Origin of the sequence: Pseudoalteromonas sp. P1-13-1a (assembly GCF_001401875.1) — a bacterium.
GTDB lineage: Bacteria > Pseudomonadota > Gammaproteobacteria > Enterobacterales > Alteromonadaceae > Pseudoalteromonas.
This window is the reverse complement of record NZ_LKDV01000004.1, coordinates 138872-155412: the sequence shown is the minus strand read 5'-3', so window position 1 is coordinate 155412 and position 16541 is coordinate 138872. Positions and strand designations below refer to the sequence as shown.

The following is a 16541-nucleotide window of genomic DNA, read 5'->3' as shown; positions in this document are numbered from 1 at the left end:
GTATCTATGCTGAATCCCCTTATTTTATTAAGCTGCTTAATGCAGAGTCTATATCTGTAAAATGAAAACGATAGTTATGCGCTAACGCTTTTTTGGGTATTACATACTGCCCTGTTGTAAGCAAATCTGACATTTCACCCATTAACACTTTTAGCACTGGGGTTGGCATAGTGAGAGCGGATGGGCGAGACAATGCTTTACCCAAGCTTTTGCTAAATGTTTTATTGCTTACGGGGGCAGGAGCAGTCGCATTAACAGGCCCAGATACCTCTGTGTGCTTAATAATAAATAAAATAAGCTGAATCATGTCATCAATATGAATCCACGACATACCTTGCTCCCCATCGCCAATGGGACCACCTGCAAAAAATTTAAACGCAGGAAGCATTTTACTTAACGCGCCGCCATTTTTGCTTAAAACAATGCCCGTGCGTAGTAAGCACACCCGTGTTTTGTCACTTTGTGCTTTTAGTGCTGCGTGCTCCCACTCTTTACAGAGTTGATGGCTAAATTCATCATTAACATCGTTAGTGTCTTCGTCTACTGGGGTATCACCTTGGCGGCCATAATAGCCAATGGCACTACCAGATATAAATGTAGCCGGGGGCGTGGTGCAATTTAAAATAGCATCGCTGAGTTGCGTGGTAAGATTTATCCTACTGTTTTTAATTATTTGTTTTTGTGCCTGTGTCCAACGTTTGTTGACGATAGGTTCGCCGGCTAAATTAATCACGGTATCTACATGGTTAAAGTTAACCTCATCAACGGTGCTTACTACATCAATATTATGGCCAAGCAATACATGAGCTTTGGTTTTATTTCGGCTAAGTACCGTTACTTTATGATGATGTAGCAAAAATGGCGTTAGGTGTTTACCAATTAGACCGGTGGCGCCTGTAAAAAAAATATGCATAAAAACCTTACTAAAAATAAGTGTACGATTTGTTTAAAATGTATACTATTTAAACTGTCTTAATGCAAATTATTACGTTAACTAAAAAACAACGATCACTTTGTAAATATTTCATTTAATTAGTTTTTGCCTTACACTAAAGCGAATTTCATAAGAAAAGGATTGGCGCGTTGGCAAGTTTAACTGGCGTAAATAAAAGCTTAATAATATTTGCAGCACTGGTGGTTGTATTAGCCGGTATTAAGGCCGCAAGTGTTATTATTATCCCCTTTATTTTGGCAGCGTTTATTGCCATTGTATGTAACCCGCTGATCACTTTTTTTGGCCGCTATCGCATCCCAAAAGGGGTTTCTGTTGTTATTGTGGTACTTATAATTGTCGGCTTAGGTGTAAGCTTAGGCGGCCTTGTGGGGCAATCTGTTAACGACTTTTCGCAGCAACTTCCTGAATATAAAGCTCGGCTAAAAGAAGAGTTTGTGTGGTTGGTCGATCTTGCATCGCAATACAATATTTTAATCGATAGAGATCAAATCCTCTCCATGTTTGACCCAGGTAAAATGGTCGATGTAGCCACTAATATGCTTACTGGCTTAGGCGGTGTAATGGCAAACATGTTTTTAATTATATTAACTGTGGTGTTTATGCTTTTTGAAGGGCCTACTCTAAGCAAAAAAATCCACATGGCACTTGCCGATCCAGATCGAAAAATGGAACAAATAGACCGCTTTTTGGCTTCAATTAATTCATATTTAGCAATTAAAACCTTGGTTAGTTTAGGCACAGGTGTTATTGCCGCATTCTATTTATGGATTTTAGATGTTGACTACTTTGTGTTGTGGGGAGTTTTAGCCTTTATGTTTAACTATATTCCTAACATAGGCTCTATTATTGCCGCAGTACCCGCCGTATTGTTAGCACTTATCACACAAGGCCCCCTAACTGCAGGCCTCGTAGGCGCAGGGTATCTAATTATTAATACGGTAATGGGTAACATTGTAGAGCCTAAATTTATGGGGAAAGGCCTTGGGCTTTCTACCTTAGTGGTGTTTTTGTCGTTAATATTTTGGGGCTGGTTATTAGGAACTGTAGGTATGTTGCTATCGGTACCGCTTACTATGATAGTTAAAATAGCTCTTGAGGCAAGTGATGAAGGGCGCTGGGTTGCCACGCTACTTGGCACTGGCGAGTCGATAGACGATAAATAATATCAGTTCGTTAAATATGCATATTTGATTAATACAAAAAAGCGATTAATACACAGTACTAATCGCTTTTTTAATGGAGGTTAATACCCCCATTTAAAGCGGGTTTTTAAGCACTTGAGTAAACTGCTCAATAAGAGCAAGTTCACATAATTTGTAATCTATAGCGGCTTGGCTGGCATTTGGCAGTTTTAATATATAGCGCCATTGGCAGCTTGCTTCAATATACTTTTGGTGGTTATCGACGCTGCGCTTGAACAACATCAGGATTTGCGTATTTCCGCTTTGCTCTTCTAGTTTAGTGAGTTCATATTTACGTTTTTGAATCCACGTACCTTGACTATACTTAGCCTGATTTATTTGCGTGTCTAAACACTGCGTATAGCGTTTAGTTTGGCTCGGTGTTGCGTTTTGCTCAAGCGTACACTGTGTTTTCGCGCTGGCATTAGCACTTAGGGCTAATAGGCTTGTAAGTGTGATTAACAGGCTATTTTTTATCATTGTAATTAAACTCTAAAATAAATTGTGCGCCGCCTAGGGTGTCAGACTTATTAATCGTTAAGTGGCCGTTATAAGAGTTAACCAAGTCAGAGACTATCGCCATACCCACACCGTGGCCGCTTTCATAAGTATCTAGGCGGGTACCACGGGTTAATAAAGACTCGCGTTTATCCTCGGGTACACCTGGCCCATCGTCACTAATGCCTATGCACAGTGTTTTACTTTGAATGACTTGTACTTCTACTTGCGAGCGACATGCTTTACAGGCGTTATCAATTAAATTACCCAGTAATTCCATTAAATCTGTTTGATCCCCTAAAAAGTAATCTTTATCGGTTACAGTGCAATTAAAAATAATGTCTTTATCGCGGTATACCTTGGCCATTGCACTTAAAATAGAATCAATAACAGGTTTAACTGGGGTTTGTTTTTTCCATGTGTCTGAGGCGCCAGTAGCGGCACGCTTTAACTGATGCTCGATCATCACATTTATTCTATCAAGTTGCTCTTGGGCATCGGCATCATTAGCAAGCGGGCTTGATTTTAATACAGCAAGGGGGGTTTTTAATGCATGTGCTAGGTCACTTAAAGAGGCTCTGTAGCGCTCTTTTTGACGCTGCTGTGATTCTAGCAGTAGATTTAAATCTGATTTGATCGTTTGCAGCTCTACAGGGTATAAGCCTTTAATCTCTTGAATATCGCCCGACTCAATGGCTTTTATTTCTTTATCAAGACGTTGTAATGGTCGGCCGCTCCAAATAAACCCAATTGCCATTAAACCGGCAATCGCAATACCCATTATAAACATCCAATCGACTAAGGTTTGCTTAAAGCCATCCATTAACCTTAGCAATGCATCGTTTCGTTTGAGTAATATAAAACGTGCCTGCTCAGATTGATCAATATTATTTAAAATGACCGTTAGGCTTAATTGCCAATAAACCGCATTGTTATAAACCACGCGTCTAAAGTCGGCTGCACCTGCTTTAGGCTCTATGTACTCGGGTTTAAAGTTCACGTTTACTGCAGACTCTGAGTGCCACACAGGTACATCATCGCGGTAAATCATTGCGTAGGTATCTGAATTTAAGTTATTAAGCTCAGGCGTTAAAATTGTGCTGGGCATAATAATGCCGCGCTCAGTAAAGTCGACTTCAGAAATAAGGGAGTATAAGTGGGCTTCTAGATTTTTTTCGGTGGTTTCGACTAATGAGGCGTAATACGCTTTCCCAATCGAGTAAAACAAAATAGGCAGTGCCACCAATAAAACAAAGACAAGGATAAATCCTTGCCTTATTTTAAGCGATATTTGCGATGCTACCACTGACTTTTAAGCCTGTAACCACGCCCACGTAGTGTTTCTACTGGGTTTAATGTGCCTTCAGGGTCTAATTTTTTACGCAGACGAAGTACAAATACTTCGATAACGTTAGAATCAAGATCGAAATCTTGGTCGTAAATGTGCTCAGTAAGTTCTGATTTTGAAATTACTTTTTGCGGGTTAACCATTAAATACTCAAGTACTTTGTACTCATAGGCTGTAAGGCTAAGTTCTTTGTCGTTAACCCATACTTGTTGCGAGCGAGTATGAATTTTAATTGGACCCGCTGTCATTTCTGGATTTGCTTTACCCGCACTGCGGCGAATAAGTGCGTTACAACGCGCAATTAATTCTTCAACATGGAACGGTTTGGTTAAGTAGTCGTCAGCACCTGCATCTAGGCCTTCAACTTTGTCTTGCCAGCGATCGCGCGCCGTTAAGATTAAAATAGGAATAGTCACGCCCTGTGCACGTGCTTTATTGATTAGCTCAATACCGTCAATTTTTGGTAAGCCTAAATCAACCACCGCCATATCTAGCGGGTATTCTGTAATATGGAATAGGCCAGCTTCGCCATCGTGACATAAATCAACACTGTAACGTTCTTTCTCTAAAGCATTACGTAGGTTGTCTGCTAAGTGTAAATCATCTTCTATAACTAAAATTCGCATTTGCTAATCCTTTTTCACTTCGCCGGTTTTTTTATTTATATGTAAATCAACGACGTGGCCGTCAGATTTGAGTATACGTACAGTATAAAATTTTGCTTGTTCTGTAATTTTTAAGGTTTTACCGTCAGTTTCTTCTTTTGCAAGTATTACGGCTTTCTTTTTGCTGATCTCAGTTTTTTTAACTGCTTTAATAGCAGTTGTATTTGCGTGTACGGCGCCACTGACGCTAATACAGGCAATTAAACCAAGGGTTAATAATACACGCATGACGGGAACTCCTAGATCAAACCCAGCTATTCTAATTAACTAAGCTACTAAAACTCAAGTAAAAACGTCCAATATGCGCTTTTACATCCGCCAGCTTAATTAATTAGCAGTGAACCAACCCTGAATTAAATAACGTTTTAAATTCAGGGAGTTCGTTACGCCGGTAATACTTTTTTATATGGTTTTACAACGGTGTTTGCGTAAACGCCGGCTGCAACGTAGGGATCTGCTGCTGCCCATTCACGTGCTTTTTCAAGAGATTCAAATTCGGCAATGACCAATGAGCCTGTAAATCCAGCATCTTGCGGGTCTTCACTATCAATTGCTGGTAGTGGGCCGGCAACAAATAAACGGTTTTGAGATTCAAGTTCGCTTAGGCGTGCTAAGTGGGCGGGGCGGGCTTCTTTTCTTAGCGGTAAGCTGTTTTCAACGTCGGTTGAGTAAATCATGTACAACATAGTCATTCTCAAAAAAATGTTAAGTTTAATAACGCAAATACTAGCACAACGTTGATAGTTGGTGAACAAATTACCGTTAAAGCTAGGTTTACAGTTATTAATTATTTTTAGTGGGTAATTGCTTGAAAAGCGCGGCACAACACTGGTAGAGTCGCTTGAATAACTTAAAAATAACAAGGTTAATACATGAGCAATAATAGAGAGCACTTTAGCTCCCGTCTTGGCTTTATACTGGCTGCAGCAGGTTCGGCAGTAGGTATTGGCAACTTAGTAGGTTTTCCTGTTTCAGCAACTAAAAATGGTGGTGGTGCATTTTTACTTGTATACGCTTTGTTTGTTGCTTTTATTTGTTTACCGGTCATGATGGCTGAAATGGCTATGGGTCGTAACGCGCAAAAAGATCCACTAGGTTCTTACAAAGCGCTGGCAAATAACGATAAAAAATGGAAGTTTGCTGGCTTTTTGGCAGTATTAACGCCGTTTATGATTGCCGTATTTTACATGGTTATTACCGTGTGGATCTTTGGTTACTTAAGCCAAACTGCCATGGGTAATTTAGATGCACTGGCCGATCCGAATCATTTTGGCAGTTTTATAAATAGCTACACTGTTTTTGGCTACATGGCTGTGGTAGTTATTATTGTTAACCTTATTTTATTGGGTGGGGTTAAACAAGGCATAGAAAAAGCCGCTAAGTTTTTAATGCCGGCTTTATTTGTTATGTTGCTTGCCCTTGTTGCGTATGTATTAACGCTTGATAACGCCATGGCGGGTGTTAAATATTATGTTATTCCTGATTTTTCTAAAATGAGCGCCAGCGTCCTTAATGGTGCACTAAGCCAAGCGTTTTTCTCATTATCGTTAGGTATGGGTATTTTAATGACGTACGCCTCTTACATATCTAAAAAAGATGACATTGTTGGCAGTGCAAAAATGGTCGCTATTACCGACTCATTAGTGGCATTTGTAGCTGGTTTAATGGTGCTACCGGCAATATTTAGTTTTGATCCAAGTACTGACCCAGCGGCACTTTCTGATTCGTCTGTATCGATGATATTTGTATACTTACCTAAAATTTTATTAGCACTACAAAATGACATTGGTTATTTTGGTGCATCAGCCGTGGCGTTTTCGTTCTTTTTATTAGTGTTTTTTGCTGCGATTACCTCGCTTGTATCAATTGTAGAAGTACCTACAGCAACCCTAAGTGACCGTAAAGGGATAAGCCGTAAAAAAGCCTTAGGTATTTTAACGCTAGCTACAGGTGTATTAACTATATTATGTACTATGTCGTTTGGCATGGTTGATAGCCTAACGTCGTTTACGAGTTACGGCAGCGGTAATAAAAGCTTTTTTGATATTGTTTATGATGTATTTTACGACACTATATTGCCATTTAATGGTTTAATGGTGTGTTTATTTGTTATGTATCGTTGGAAAAAAGCGCGCCTAACAGATGAGTTAAGCCAAGGCTCACCAAATTACGCCGGCAGCTTTATGGAAAAATACGTTAACTTTTCGCTTTCTACGTTTATTCCGGTTATTTTATTAGCCATATTTATAAACACAGTAGCGACTAAGTTTTTTGCCTTTAAGTTATTTGGATTTTAGGCTAAAAAATTGCCAAAAGCCGCGTATTAACGCGGCTTTTTTTGTTGTTGAAAATAGCGGCTTAGCTTATAGCCCCTGAGTCTAGAGAACTGCCAATCCCCAGTGTAAACATCCACAAGCCCCATAAACTATGCTCAATAACACACACTATGGTTGAGCGGCTTTGCGCATAGGTAAACGAGAATAATAACCCGCCTAAAAATGCTAAGCCTACAGCCACCCAATTAGCATACACAATATGGGCAAGGGCAAACACTACTGCGCTTACCACTATACGCACTCTTTTTTTGGGCATAATGCGTTTATAGCGATGAAAAAAGTAGGTTCTGAAAATTAGCTCTTGTGGTAATACCGATAGCAGCGGGTATAGGAGTAGTAAAAGTAACCAGTTATAAAATGAGTGCAGCGGCATATTAAACCAGTTTTCTTGATGAATAATGCCGTAAAACACGCCTGAGAAAAGCGCGCCTAAAAAAAAGAAACTAAATAAACGCCGCTTTACTGCAGAAAACTGCCCCAGGCTTGTGAGTCTAAATCGCTTAAAGTGGGGGTCGTTCAGTAATAACATGCAGCACACGGTCATTAAAACAATCAGTGCGGGTATAAGCCAGTTAGCTAGGTAACTACGAAGGGTAAAGCCTATTAAAGGCAATAAAACAAATATGAGGGTAAATTCAAACCAGCGGTATTGATTGGCGTTCAAGGTCGTCTCTGATTGATTTTTTTTACACGCTATCAAGCAAAGACGACATTTTTATGACGAAGATGTTTTACTTTGCAGGTTCCTCTTCATCAGGGAAGTACTTATACAAAGCAAAAATAGTGATCAAAATACTCACAAAGGTAATGGCCATTAAGCCAAACACTTTAAAGTTAACCCAAAAATCGAGTGAGAAATTATACGCAATGTAAATATTCAGCACCGCAATACTTGCGGTTATGGTAATCCACATTAAGTTAAGTTTATTCCACACAGGTTCTGGCACTTCAATCGCCTGTTTAGAGTCGTTAGCGTTTTCGAGGATTGAGCTAAGAGCTTTTTTAACAAGATTTTTATTCAGCACGTAGCGGCTAATTAATAAGGTGAGGCTTAAGCCGGCGTAAATTAGCGTGGCTTTCCATTTTATATATTGTTCATCGTGGAGTACTAAGGTTAATGTGCCAAATACCGCTGCAATAGCAAAAAATAACCATTGGCGAGTAGGTACATGGCGGTGCTTAAAGTAGCTATACGCAACTTGAATAAGCGTAGTGACCATTAAAAGGCCGGTTGCCCAATAAATATCAACTAATTTAAATACCGCAAAAAATAATATTAGCGGGATGTATTCAATCAATGCGTGCATATACTACCTAAATTATACAAAAAGAAGTCAGAGAAGTTTTTACCACATAACACTAGGCAACTACAAGGTTGACTTGTTGCCCTGTAAGCCTTAGCCTGCGTGGCTTTATTTATTCATCATCATATCCCCACGCTTAACCAATACTGATTAAGTGTGCATTTAGGAGCCTACAATGAACAAAGCACAACTTGTTGCCAAAATGGCAAAAAGCAGTGAGCTTACAAAAAAAGACACACAAGCAGCACTTACAAGTTTACAAAAAGTAATCACTAAATCGTTATCTGAGGGCGACCAAGTACAAATAAGTGGATTTGGTACATTTGCATTAAGCTACTACCCAGCACGTACTGGGCGAAATCCTCAAACAGGCGAAAGCATCGAAATAGAGGGCGCTAACAAAGCCGTATTTAAACCTGCCAAAGCATTAAAAGATCGCCTTTAAGTAGCAACTTGCATAGACCGGTACCAGTACCAGAGACTAGTGCCTGCAACCCATACTTGCTAATAGCCCAGTTACCTTTTTAGGTTTAGTTAGCGCTATTAATCACAAAATTATAGTTCGGCGCATCCCGCTAATAGGGTGCGTCTACAAAATAAATACCCAGTTTTTAGTTAATGCCTAACTACTTCATCCTATAAGCAAAGCTTGTGTGTTGTTTTTTATATGCACTTTTAAATTAAGCTATGTAGATTATTCAAACCCTCTAAATGATTTACATAGCTTTGACAGCTTGAATTTACATTATTCATAATTTTCAGTACCTTAAGTTTGGCATTGCTTATGCTTTTAATAGGATGATTAAAACATTTTATTTAACGCAATAAGGAGATCTCTATGTCTACATTACAATCAAGCACACGATTACAAGGTAAAAAAATTGCTATTTTAGCCACTGATGGCTTTGAGCAAAGTGAGCTATTATCTCCACGTGATGCTTTACTAAATGCTGGCGCTGATATCGATATTGTGTCGGTAAAAGAGGGTGAAATCACCGGTTGGGACGAAGATAAATGGGGCGACAAAGTAAGCGTAGATAAACTTGTTACAAATGCCAGTGCCAACGATTACGATGCGCTTATGCTGCCAGGTGGCTTATTTAACCCAGATACGTTACGCCAAGATAAGCACGCAAAAGCGTTTATAGACGGTTTTTTTGGCGCTGAGAAAAATAAGCCTGTTGCAGCTATTTGTCATGCACCTTGGTTACTTGCCGAGATTAATAAATTACGCGACCGTACCGTTACATCATTCCCGAGCATTAAAAGTGATTTAATCAATGCGGGTGCAAACTGGGTTGATGAAGAGGTGAGTGTAGACCAAGGGTTAGTAACAAGCCGCAGCCCAGCAGATTTAGAAGCATTTAATGCAAAATTTATTGAAGAAATTTTAGAAGGTAAACATCAAGCTCACTAAGCTTGCTAAGTTAGGTTTTAAAAAAAGGGCATTTAAAATGCCCTTTTTTATGCGTAAATTGTAAGCATTTTACAATGTGGTTGCCGCTTTCATATCAGCTACAAACGCTTTTAACTGTGCGGTCATCGCGTCTAAATCATTAAGGTTTGCTTCAATAATCTTAACCACGGCTGAGCCTGAAATAGCACCTGCTGCGCCTGCTTTTAAAGCGGCTTTTACATCATCGGGTGTAGAAATACCAAAGCCTAATAAAGCAGGGGCTGCATGGTATTCTGTTAATTTAGTAACAATATTGCCTGCTGGCATTTGCGCTTTTGTATCGGTACCGGTAACACCCGCACGCGATAATAAATACGTGTAACCACGGCCATAAGATGCACATTGGCGCAGGGTATCGTCATCGGCATTAGGTGTGGCAATAAATATAGGGTCTATACCATTTGCCATGGCTGCTTTTCTAAACATTTTAGACTCGTGCAGTGGTACATCTGCAACTAAAATAGAATCTACGCCTGCTGCTTTAGCATCTTTATAAAATGTTTCTAATCCGCGCTTAAACACAAGGTTTGAATACAGTAATAAACCAATAGGAATATCTGCATTGTAATCGCGTATTTCTTTAATAATATCAAAGCAATCTTGCGTGTTAATGTTTACATCTAACGCGCGAATATTAGCGGCTTGAATAACAGGGCCATCAGCGATTGGGTCCGAAAACGGAATACCAAGCTCTAGTGCATCAGCGCCACCGTCAATTAGGCTTTTAATAATCGCAATACTTTGCTCTTTACCTGGGTCACCAATGGTCACAAATGGCACAAATGCACCTTGTTTTTGTTCATTAAGTGCAGCAAAAGTTTTACCGTAACGATCTGTATTTAACTGGCTCATAGTTGACCTCCTTGTGATAAAACACTGTGTACGTGGGTTAAATCTTTATCGCCACGGCCACTTAAGTTAACCACTAAAATGCTTTCTTCTGTTTGTTCTTCGGCGTATTTAAGCGCATAAGCAAGGGCATGGCTTGATTCTAAAGCTGGAATAATACCTTCGTTTTTAGCAAGTGCTTGGAATGCATCAAGGGCTTCTGTATCGGTAATACCGACATATTGAGCACGGCCTGTTTCGTGTAAAAACGCATGTTGTGGGCCTACAGCTGGGTAATCAAGACCGGCAGATACTGAGTATGACTCTTCTATTTGACCATCATTATTTTGCATAATGTACGTATAGGTACCGTGCAGTATACCTTTAGTGCCTTTACAAATTGTAGCGCCGTGCTCGTGGGTATCTAGCCCTTTACCTGCAGGCTCCACACCAATAAGTTTGACACTTGGCTCGTCTATAAAGTCAGTAAACATACCAATGGCATTAGAGCCACCGCCAACACACGCAAGTACGGCATCTGGTAAGCGACCTTCTGCTTTTAGTACTTGTTGTTTAGCTTCTTCACCAATCACTTTTTGATACTCTCGTACAATTGTTGGGAATGGGTGAGGACCCGCTGCGGTACCAAGTAAGTAGTGAGCGTCTTGGTAGTTTGCAGACCAGTCGCGTAGCGCTTCGTTTACTGCATCTTTTAAAGTACCAGAACCTGCGGTTACCGGGATAACCTCTGCGCCCATTAGTTTCATTCTAAATACGTTAGGCTGTTGACGCTCAACATCTTTAGCACCCATATAAATGCGGCATTTTAAGCCAAGTAATGCACAGGCAAGCGCTGTTGCCACGCCATGTTGGCCCGCACCCGTTTCGGCAATAACTTCTTTTTTACCCATACGCTTAGTTAGCAATGCTTGACCAAGAACTTGGTTGGTTTTGTGTGCGCCGCCGTGTAATAAATCTTCGCGCTTAAGGTAAAGTTTTACCTTAGGGTTTTTAATTAAATTACGCGTTAATGTGAGCGGCGTAGGGCGACCGGCATACTCGTTTAATAGCTTTGTAAACTCAGCCTGAAACTCAGGGTCTTTTTGTGCTTTGTTAAATTCGTTTTCTAACTGCTTAAGCGCAGGGACAAGTAGCTCAGGTACAAACATACCGCCAAACTCGCCAAAATAAGCTGGATTTTGCATTATAACCTCAATAATTTCTGATGCTTGTAAAAGCATTTTGTAATTTGATAGGGCACTTTTTACCCGCAGATTCTTCAACGCCTGAATTTAGATCAAGGCCCAGGGCACCTTGAGAAAGTGCGTCTTTTATATTGTCTGGATTTAAGCCACCCGCTAGCATAAAGGGGGTTGTTGCATCTTGCAGTACCGCCCAATCAAATGCTTTACCTGTCCCACCGGCTTGTGTATCGCTGTGTGTATCGTATAGGTGGCGGTCTACGCCTTTTACGGGGGGTGGCAATGTATCTTTAATTGCCTGTGCTTTCCAAATTTCACACCCTTTAGGTAACTGTGTACGCAGTGCTGCAATGTAATCGTCAGTTTCTTGACCGTGTAATTGTACTGCGGCCAGTTTTAGTTCATGCGCGTATTGTACCACTTGCTGCTCGCTTGCATTAACAAACACGCCCACAAATTTAAGTGGTGCACTTTGGCTTAGTTCAATAGCGCAATCTAAGTCAACATAACGAGGTGATTTAGGATAAAAAATGAGCCCACCGTAGATAGCTCCATTGTTATGAGCGGCTTGAACGTCTTGTGTTCGGGTTAAACCGCACACTTTGTTATCACCTAAAATCACTTTTTTGCAGGCTTGCTCTAAATCGGCCTCAGCCATTAAAGAGCTGCCAATTAAAAAGCCATCGCATAACGGCGCTAAACGTTTAACATCTTGGTGGGTATAAATGCCTGACTCGGAAATAACCACTTTATCTGCAGGGATGAGTTTACGTAATTTTTCGGTGGTGGCTAAATCCGTGCTTAAATCGCGAAGGTTACGGTTATTAATACCAATAATTTGTGCATCAAGTGCAAGGGCGCGGTGCACTTCTTCTTCGTTACTGACCTCGGTTAATACCGACATCTTAAGCGAGTCGGCGACTGCATGTAGTGCTTTATATTGCTCATCATCAAGCACTGAGAGCATTAATAAAATAGCATCGCCGCCATAAATACGTGCCATGTACACTTGGTATTCGTCTATAAAAAAGTCTTTACAAATAAGAGGTTGCTCGACTTGGCTACGTACAAATTCTAAATAATCAAAGCTACCTTGAAAGTATTTAGCATCAGTCAGTACGCTCATGCAGGTAGCGTATTTTTTATAAACAGAGGTGATCTCAGTTAAATCAAACGGCTCTCTTATTAGCCCCTTTGAAGGCGATGCCTTTTTACATTCTAAAATAAATTGCGTTCCCGGCTTTGCCAGCGCTTCATAAAAGCTGCGGCTAGTTGGCACTGCTAGGTGTTTAAAGCTCTCTAGAGGGCGCGTGGCTTTGCGCTCTATGAGTTCTTGTTTTTTATCAGCAACAATTTTGTCTAATACATTAGCCATGACTTACCTCAATAATTGCATTTAATGTGTTCATGGCTTTGCCTGAACTGAGTAATGTGTGTACCTGTTGTGCGCCTTCTTTTAATGACTGTACTTTACCGCTTAGGTATAAAAGTGCAGCCACATTGACCGCGATTGCAGCATTGTGCGCATCACTGCCTTTACCTTGTAAAATAGCAAGGCTTGCATTTGCGTTGTATTGTGGGCCTTCACCGGCTAGTTGTTCAAGTGAATAGTTTGCAAGGTCAAAGTCGCTTGGGTTTAATGTGTACTGGGTTATTTCGCCATTGTTTAGCTCAACTACATTGGTTGGGCCGTGCAGGGCTATTTCGTCAGTGCCAGAACCATGCACTATCATTGCGCGCTGAGTGCCTAATGTTTTAAGTGTTTGTGCCATTGGCATACATAAAGACTCATCGTAAACACCCAGTAATTGCACTTGTGGTGCAGCAGGGTTAGCAAGTGGGCCCAAAATATTAAAAATAGTCCGTGTTTTCAGTGCAGTGCGTACGCCCATCGCATGGCGCACACCACTGTGATAATGCGGGGCAAACAAAAAGGTAAAATGTGTTTGCTCAAGGCAGTGTGCAGCCTGTGCTGGGCTCATATCAATATTAATACCCAATGCTTTTAATAAATCAGCAGAGCCCGAGTTACTCGATACGCTACGATTACCATGTTTTACCACATTAATACCTGCGGCAGCGGCAACAATAGCCGCGGTAGTACTAATATTAATTGTGTTTGAGCCATCGCCCCCGGTGCCACAGCTATCGGAAAGTTGCGTACTTGAGGTTTTAAACGCCACTGCGTTTTGACGCATTGACGCAGCAGCACCAGCGATTTCATCGCTTACTTCGCCTTTCATTTTAAGGCTAATTAACAATGCTGTGAGCTCTATTTCGCTCATGTTACCTTGCATTATTTGGTTAAATAATGCGTTTGACTGGGCATAGTTTAACGACTTGCCTTGAATAAGTTGCTCAATAGCGTATTGAACATTTATGGTCTCTTGTGTTTGTGTACTCATAATGTCCTCTATTAGTTGGTGCGCGTTAAGTACGCAACGCTTTGTTGAAGTAGCATTGCACCATTTGGCGTCAGTATTGACTCAGGATGAAATTGATAACCTAATGCTTTATCGTCGTGGTGATATATGGCCATAGGAATATCGTCAAATTGTGCAATTACCTCTATATTTTCAGGTACTTTGGTTGCCATTAATGAATGGTATCGCGCTACAGGCATAGTATTGCCCATTCCTTCAAACACCGGGTGCGGGTTTAAATTAATGATTGATGACTTACCATGTACTGTTTCGCCCGCGTGGCCGATTACTCCACCGTAACTTTGGGTAAGTGCCTGTTGCCCAAGACAAATGCCCAGCATGGGGAAGTGACCTTTAGCCAGTTCGATTAATTCCATTAAGCAACCTGCATCACTTGGTGCACCAGGCCCTGGCGAAAGCACTAATAATACTTGCCCTTTCTCTTGGCGCATTTTATTAAAAATAACCTCTGCGCTTATATTATTTCTGTATACCACAAGCTCACAGCCCAGCATGGTTAGTTCATCAACAAGGTTGTAGCTAAACGAATCAAAGTTATCTAAAAAGTATATTTTCATTGGGTTTGCTGTACTCATTTTATACCGCCTTATAAGTTGATTTTATGGCGGTGATCACCGCTTGGGCTTTAGCGCGGGTTTCGTTCGCTTCGGCTTGCGGATCAGAGTCGTACACAACGCCAGCACCTGCTTGTACATAGGCGGTATTATTTTTTACAAACGCTGAGCGAATAACAATGCAGCTATCCATTGCACCATCGCCGGTTAAATAACCTACCGCGCCACCGTAGCTGCCACGGCGTTTGCCTTCGGTTTGGCGTACAAGTTCGGCGGCACGTACCTTAGGAGCGCCTACCAGCGTGCCCATGTTCATACACGCTTGGTAAGCGTGAAGTGCATCAAGCTCTGGCTTTAATGTGCCCACCACACGAGAAACCAAGTGCATGACTTGCGAATAGCGGTCTACTTTTAATAGCTCTTTTGCATGGCGCGTACCGGCTACACTTATGCGTGCCACATCGTTACGGGCTAAATCAACCAACATTAAATGTTCAGCACGCTCTTTTTGATCGTTTCTTAGTTCAAGTTCAATACGGCTGTCTAAATCAGGGTTGATTGCCCCATTGGCAAATTTTCCGCGTGGACGAGTACCGGCAATAGGGTAAACTTCAACTTGTTTGCTATTTACTTCGTACTTAAGCGCCGACTCAGGAGAGGCACCAAATAAAGCAAATTCTTCATCGCGCATATAAAACATATAAGGGCTTGGATTTTGCTTTTTAAGCTGGCTATATGCGTGCAATGAATCAGGGCAGGGCAGTGAAAATGTACGCGAAGGCACAACCTGAAAAATATCACCATCAACTATGTTCTTTTTAAGCTTAACTACTTGTTCGCAGTAAGTTTCATCGCTTATATCAACACTTACATCGCAAGTGCCTGTTTGCATAGGGGCGCTAAATTCTTCAGCTTTGTCACATAAGGCATTTAATCGTTCAAGTTCTTTACCTACCTCAAAACAATTAGCGTGTACGTCTGGGCCATTAAATACATTACCAATAAGCTCAGTAGTTTGCTTTTGATGATCGATAACCACTAAGGTTTCGGCTAAGTAAAAAACGTAGTCTGGACAGGTGTTTTCGCCATCGGGAACGTCGCTTAGCTGCTCAAAATTAGCCACCATATCGTAGGCAAATACGCCACCTAAAAATACCGAAAACGGGTTTTCGGTGGTGCTTTTGATACTGTTTATACAGGTGCGTAACGCGCTAAATGCATTGTCGGCAACCAGTTTACTTGCCTCGTCAATGTCGTTTGAGCAGCCTTTGTAAACAAGGGTTAGGTTGGTGTCGGTTAAGGTCGCATCGCAGCTTTGTACATTGTCTCTTAAATACGGCAGTAACTGTTTTCCGTTATTAGATTGAGCACTTAGCGTCACGGTTTTACCTTGGCATACAATGCGCAGTGCACAGTCAACTAAAATTAAGCTTTTAACACTGTCTTTAGAATCAATTTCGGCTGATTCAAGCAGTAGCGAGTTAGGCTTATCAAGTGCAGCATAAAGTGCAAGTGGGCTACTAATGTAGTCGCGTACTTGCGTTATGCTAGTAACTTCGCCTGGTGTGGTAGTTATATGACTAAAAATCAAACCTCATTCCCTCAAAAAATAAAACCCCGCAATGCCTTGGCAGTGCGGGGTTTGAATAACGATATCTAAATTACAAACAGATCATTACCGTCCCGCTATATCAGGCGCCACCACCAACGATGTGTAAGAGTAAGACCGTTATTCATGTTTTTTTGCCTCAAAATAAAAAATTAAATACG

18 protein-coding genes are annotated in these 16541 nt (G+C 41.0%); 4 read left to right on the top strand and 14 right to left on the bottom strand.

The genetic code is table 11. From position 1 onward, the window contains the following. Nucleotides 1-19: 19 nt before the first annotated feature. A complete protein-coding gene (locus AN391_RS05145) occupies nt 20-913 on the bottom strand; it encodes a TIGR01777 family oxidoreductase (protein WP_055014390.1) in 894 nt (297 codons plus the stop codon). Nucleotides 914-1083: 170 nt separating this feature from the next. Here AN391_RS05145 and AN391_RS05140 point away from each other — a divergent pair, with 170 nt between their 5' ends. After that, entirely contained in the window at nt 1084-2118 is a 1035-nt protein-coding gene (locus AN391_RS05140; protein WP_055014389.1) for an AI-2E family transporter, read from the top strand. Nucleotides 2119-2211: 93 nt separating this feature from the next. Here AN391_RS05140 and AN391_RS05135 read toward each other — a convergent pair whose 3' ends face one another. The 5 genes from AN391_RS05135 to AN391_RS05115 form a co-directional block, all read right to left on the bottom strand. Further along, nucleotides 2212-2616, bottom strand: coding sequence for a hypothetical protein (locus AN391_RS05135; protein ID WP_055014388.1), 405 nt, complete (start codon nt 2614-2616; stop codon nt 2212-2214). Then, on the bottom strand, nt 2603-3940 hold the full coding sequence (locus AN391_RS05130) for an ATP-binding protein (protein ID WP_055014387.1): 1338 nt from the start codon (nt 3938-3940) through the stop codon (nt 2603-2605). Before AN391_RS05130 ends, AN391_RS05135 begins: the two co-directional genes overlap by 14 nt. Continuing rightward, on the bottom strand, nt 3934-4608 hold the full coding sequence (locus AN391_RS05125) for a response regulator transcription factor (RefSeq protein WP_004586804.1): 675 nt from the start codon (nt 4606-4608) through the stop codon (nt 3934-3936). Before AN391_RS05125 ends, AN391_RS05130 begins: the two co-directional genes overlap by 7 nt. Nucleotides 4609-4611: 3 nt before the next feature. Beyond that, nucleotides 4612-4875, bottom strand: a complete 264-nt coding sequence (locus AN391_RS05120; protein WP_055014386.1) for a PepSY domain-containing protein — start codon at nt 4873-4875, stop codon at nt 4612-4614. A gap of 155 nt (nt 4876-5030) precedes the next feature. After that, a complete protein-coding gene (locus AN391_RS05115; protein WP_055014415.1) occupies nt 5031-5333 on the bottom strand; it encodes a YciI family protein in 303 nt (100 codons plus the stop codon). A 186-nt stretch (nt 5334-5519) separates the two neighbouring features. Between AN391_RS05115 and AN391_RS05110 the strand changes: the two genes are divergently transcribed. After that, entirely contained in the window at nt 5520-6944 is a 1425-nt protein-coding gene (locus tag AN391_RS05110; protein WP_055014385.1) for a sodium-dependent transporter, read from the top strand. A 61-nt stretch (nt 6945-7005) separates the two neighbouring features. Here AN391_RS05110 and AN391_RS05105 read toward each other — a convergent pair whose 3' ends face one another. Continuing rightward, a complete protein-coding gene (locus tag AN391_RS05105) occupies nt 7006-7647 on the bottom strand; it encodes a CPBP family intramembrane glutamic endopeptidase (RefSeq protein WP_055014384.1) in 642 nt (213 codons plus the stop codon). 67 nt (nt 7648-7714) lie between these two features. Continuing rightward, nucleotides 7715-8290, bottom strand: coding sequence for an inner membrane-spanning protein YciB (locus AN391_RS05100; protein ID WP_055014383.1), 576 nt, complete (start codon nt 8288-8290; stop codon nt 7715-7717). Nucleotides 8291-8462: 172 nt separating this feature from the next. Here AN391_RS05100 and AN391_RS05095 point away from each other — a divergent pair, with 172 nt between their 5' ends. Together AN391_RS05095 and AN391_RS05090 are read left to right on the top strand one after the other, a co-directional pair. After that, the gene (locus AN391_RS05095) at nt 8463-8732 is read left to right on the top strand and encodes an HU family DNA-binding protein (protein ID WP_055014382.1); all 270 of its coding nucleotides are present in this window, start codon (nt 8463-8465) and stop codon (nt 8730-8732) included. 393 nt (nt 8733-9125) lie between these two features. Beyond that, complete coding sequence (locus tag AN391_RS05090; RefSeq protein ID WP_055014381.1) at nt 9126-9704, top strand: type 1 glutamine amidotransferase domain-containing protein; 579 nt, start codon at nt 9126-9128, stop codon at nt 9702-9704. Nucleotides 9705-9773: 69 nt separating this feature from the next. Here the strand turns inward: AN391_RS05090 and trpA are convergent, their stop codons facing one another. Genes trpA through AN391_RS05060 form a run of 6 tightly spaced genes read right to left on the bottom strand, consistent with a single transcriptional unit; the run spans nt 9774 to nt 16362 of the window. Continuing rightward, the gene (gene trpA / locus AN391_RS05085) at nt 9774-10595 is read right to left on the bottom strand and encodes a tryptophan synthase subunit alpha (RefSeq protein ID WP_055014380.1); all 822 of its coding nucleotides are present in this window, start codon (nt 10593-10595) and stop codon (nt 9774-9776) included. Then, entirely contained in the window at nt 10592-11776 is a 1185-nt protein-coding gene (trpB, locus tag AN391_RS05080; protein ID WP_055014414.1) for a tryptophan synthase subunit beta, read from the bottom strand. Before trpB ends, trpA begins: the two co-directional genes overlap by 4 nt. Before the next feature lie 7 nt (nt 11777-11783). Continuing rightward, nucleotides 11784-13148 (bottom strand): bifunctional indole-3-glycerol-phosphate synthase TrpC/phosphoribosylanthranilate isomerase TrpF, encoded by a 1365-nt coding sequence (trpCF, locus tag AN391_RS05075; protein WP_055014379.1) that lies wholly within the window; start codon nt 13146-13148, stop codon nt 11784-11786. Beyond that, nucleotides 13141-14178 carry an anthranilate phosphoribosyltransferase gene (gene trpD, locus AN391_RS05070; RefSeq protein WP_055014378.1) on the bottom strand — a complete coding sequence of 346 codons (1038 nt, stop codon included), beginning with the start codon at nt 14176-14178 and terminating at the stop codon, nt 13141-13143. Before trpD ends, trpCF begins: the two co-directional genes overlap by 8 nt. 11 nt (nt 14179-14189) lie before the next feature. After that, nucleotides 14190-14792 (bottom strand): aminodeoxychorismate/anthranilate synthase component II, encoded by a 603-nt coding sequence (locus tag AN391_RS05065; RefSeq protein ID WP_055014377.1) that lies wholly within the window; start codon nt 14790-14792, stop codon nt 14190-14192. A gap of 1 nt (nt 14793) precedes the next feature. Next, nucleotides 14794-16362, bottom strand: coding sequence for an anthranilate synthase component 1 (locus AN391_RS05060; protein ID WP_055014376.1), 1569 nt, complete (start codon nt 16360-16362; stop codon nt 14794-14796). Between the last annotated feature and the right edge of the window lie 179 nt (nt 16363-16541).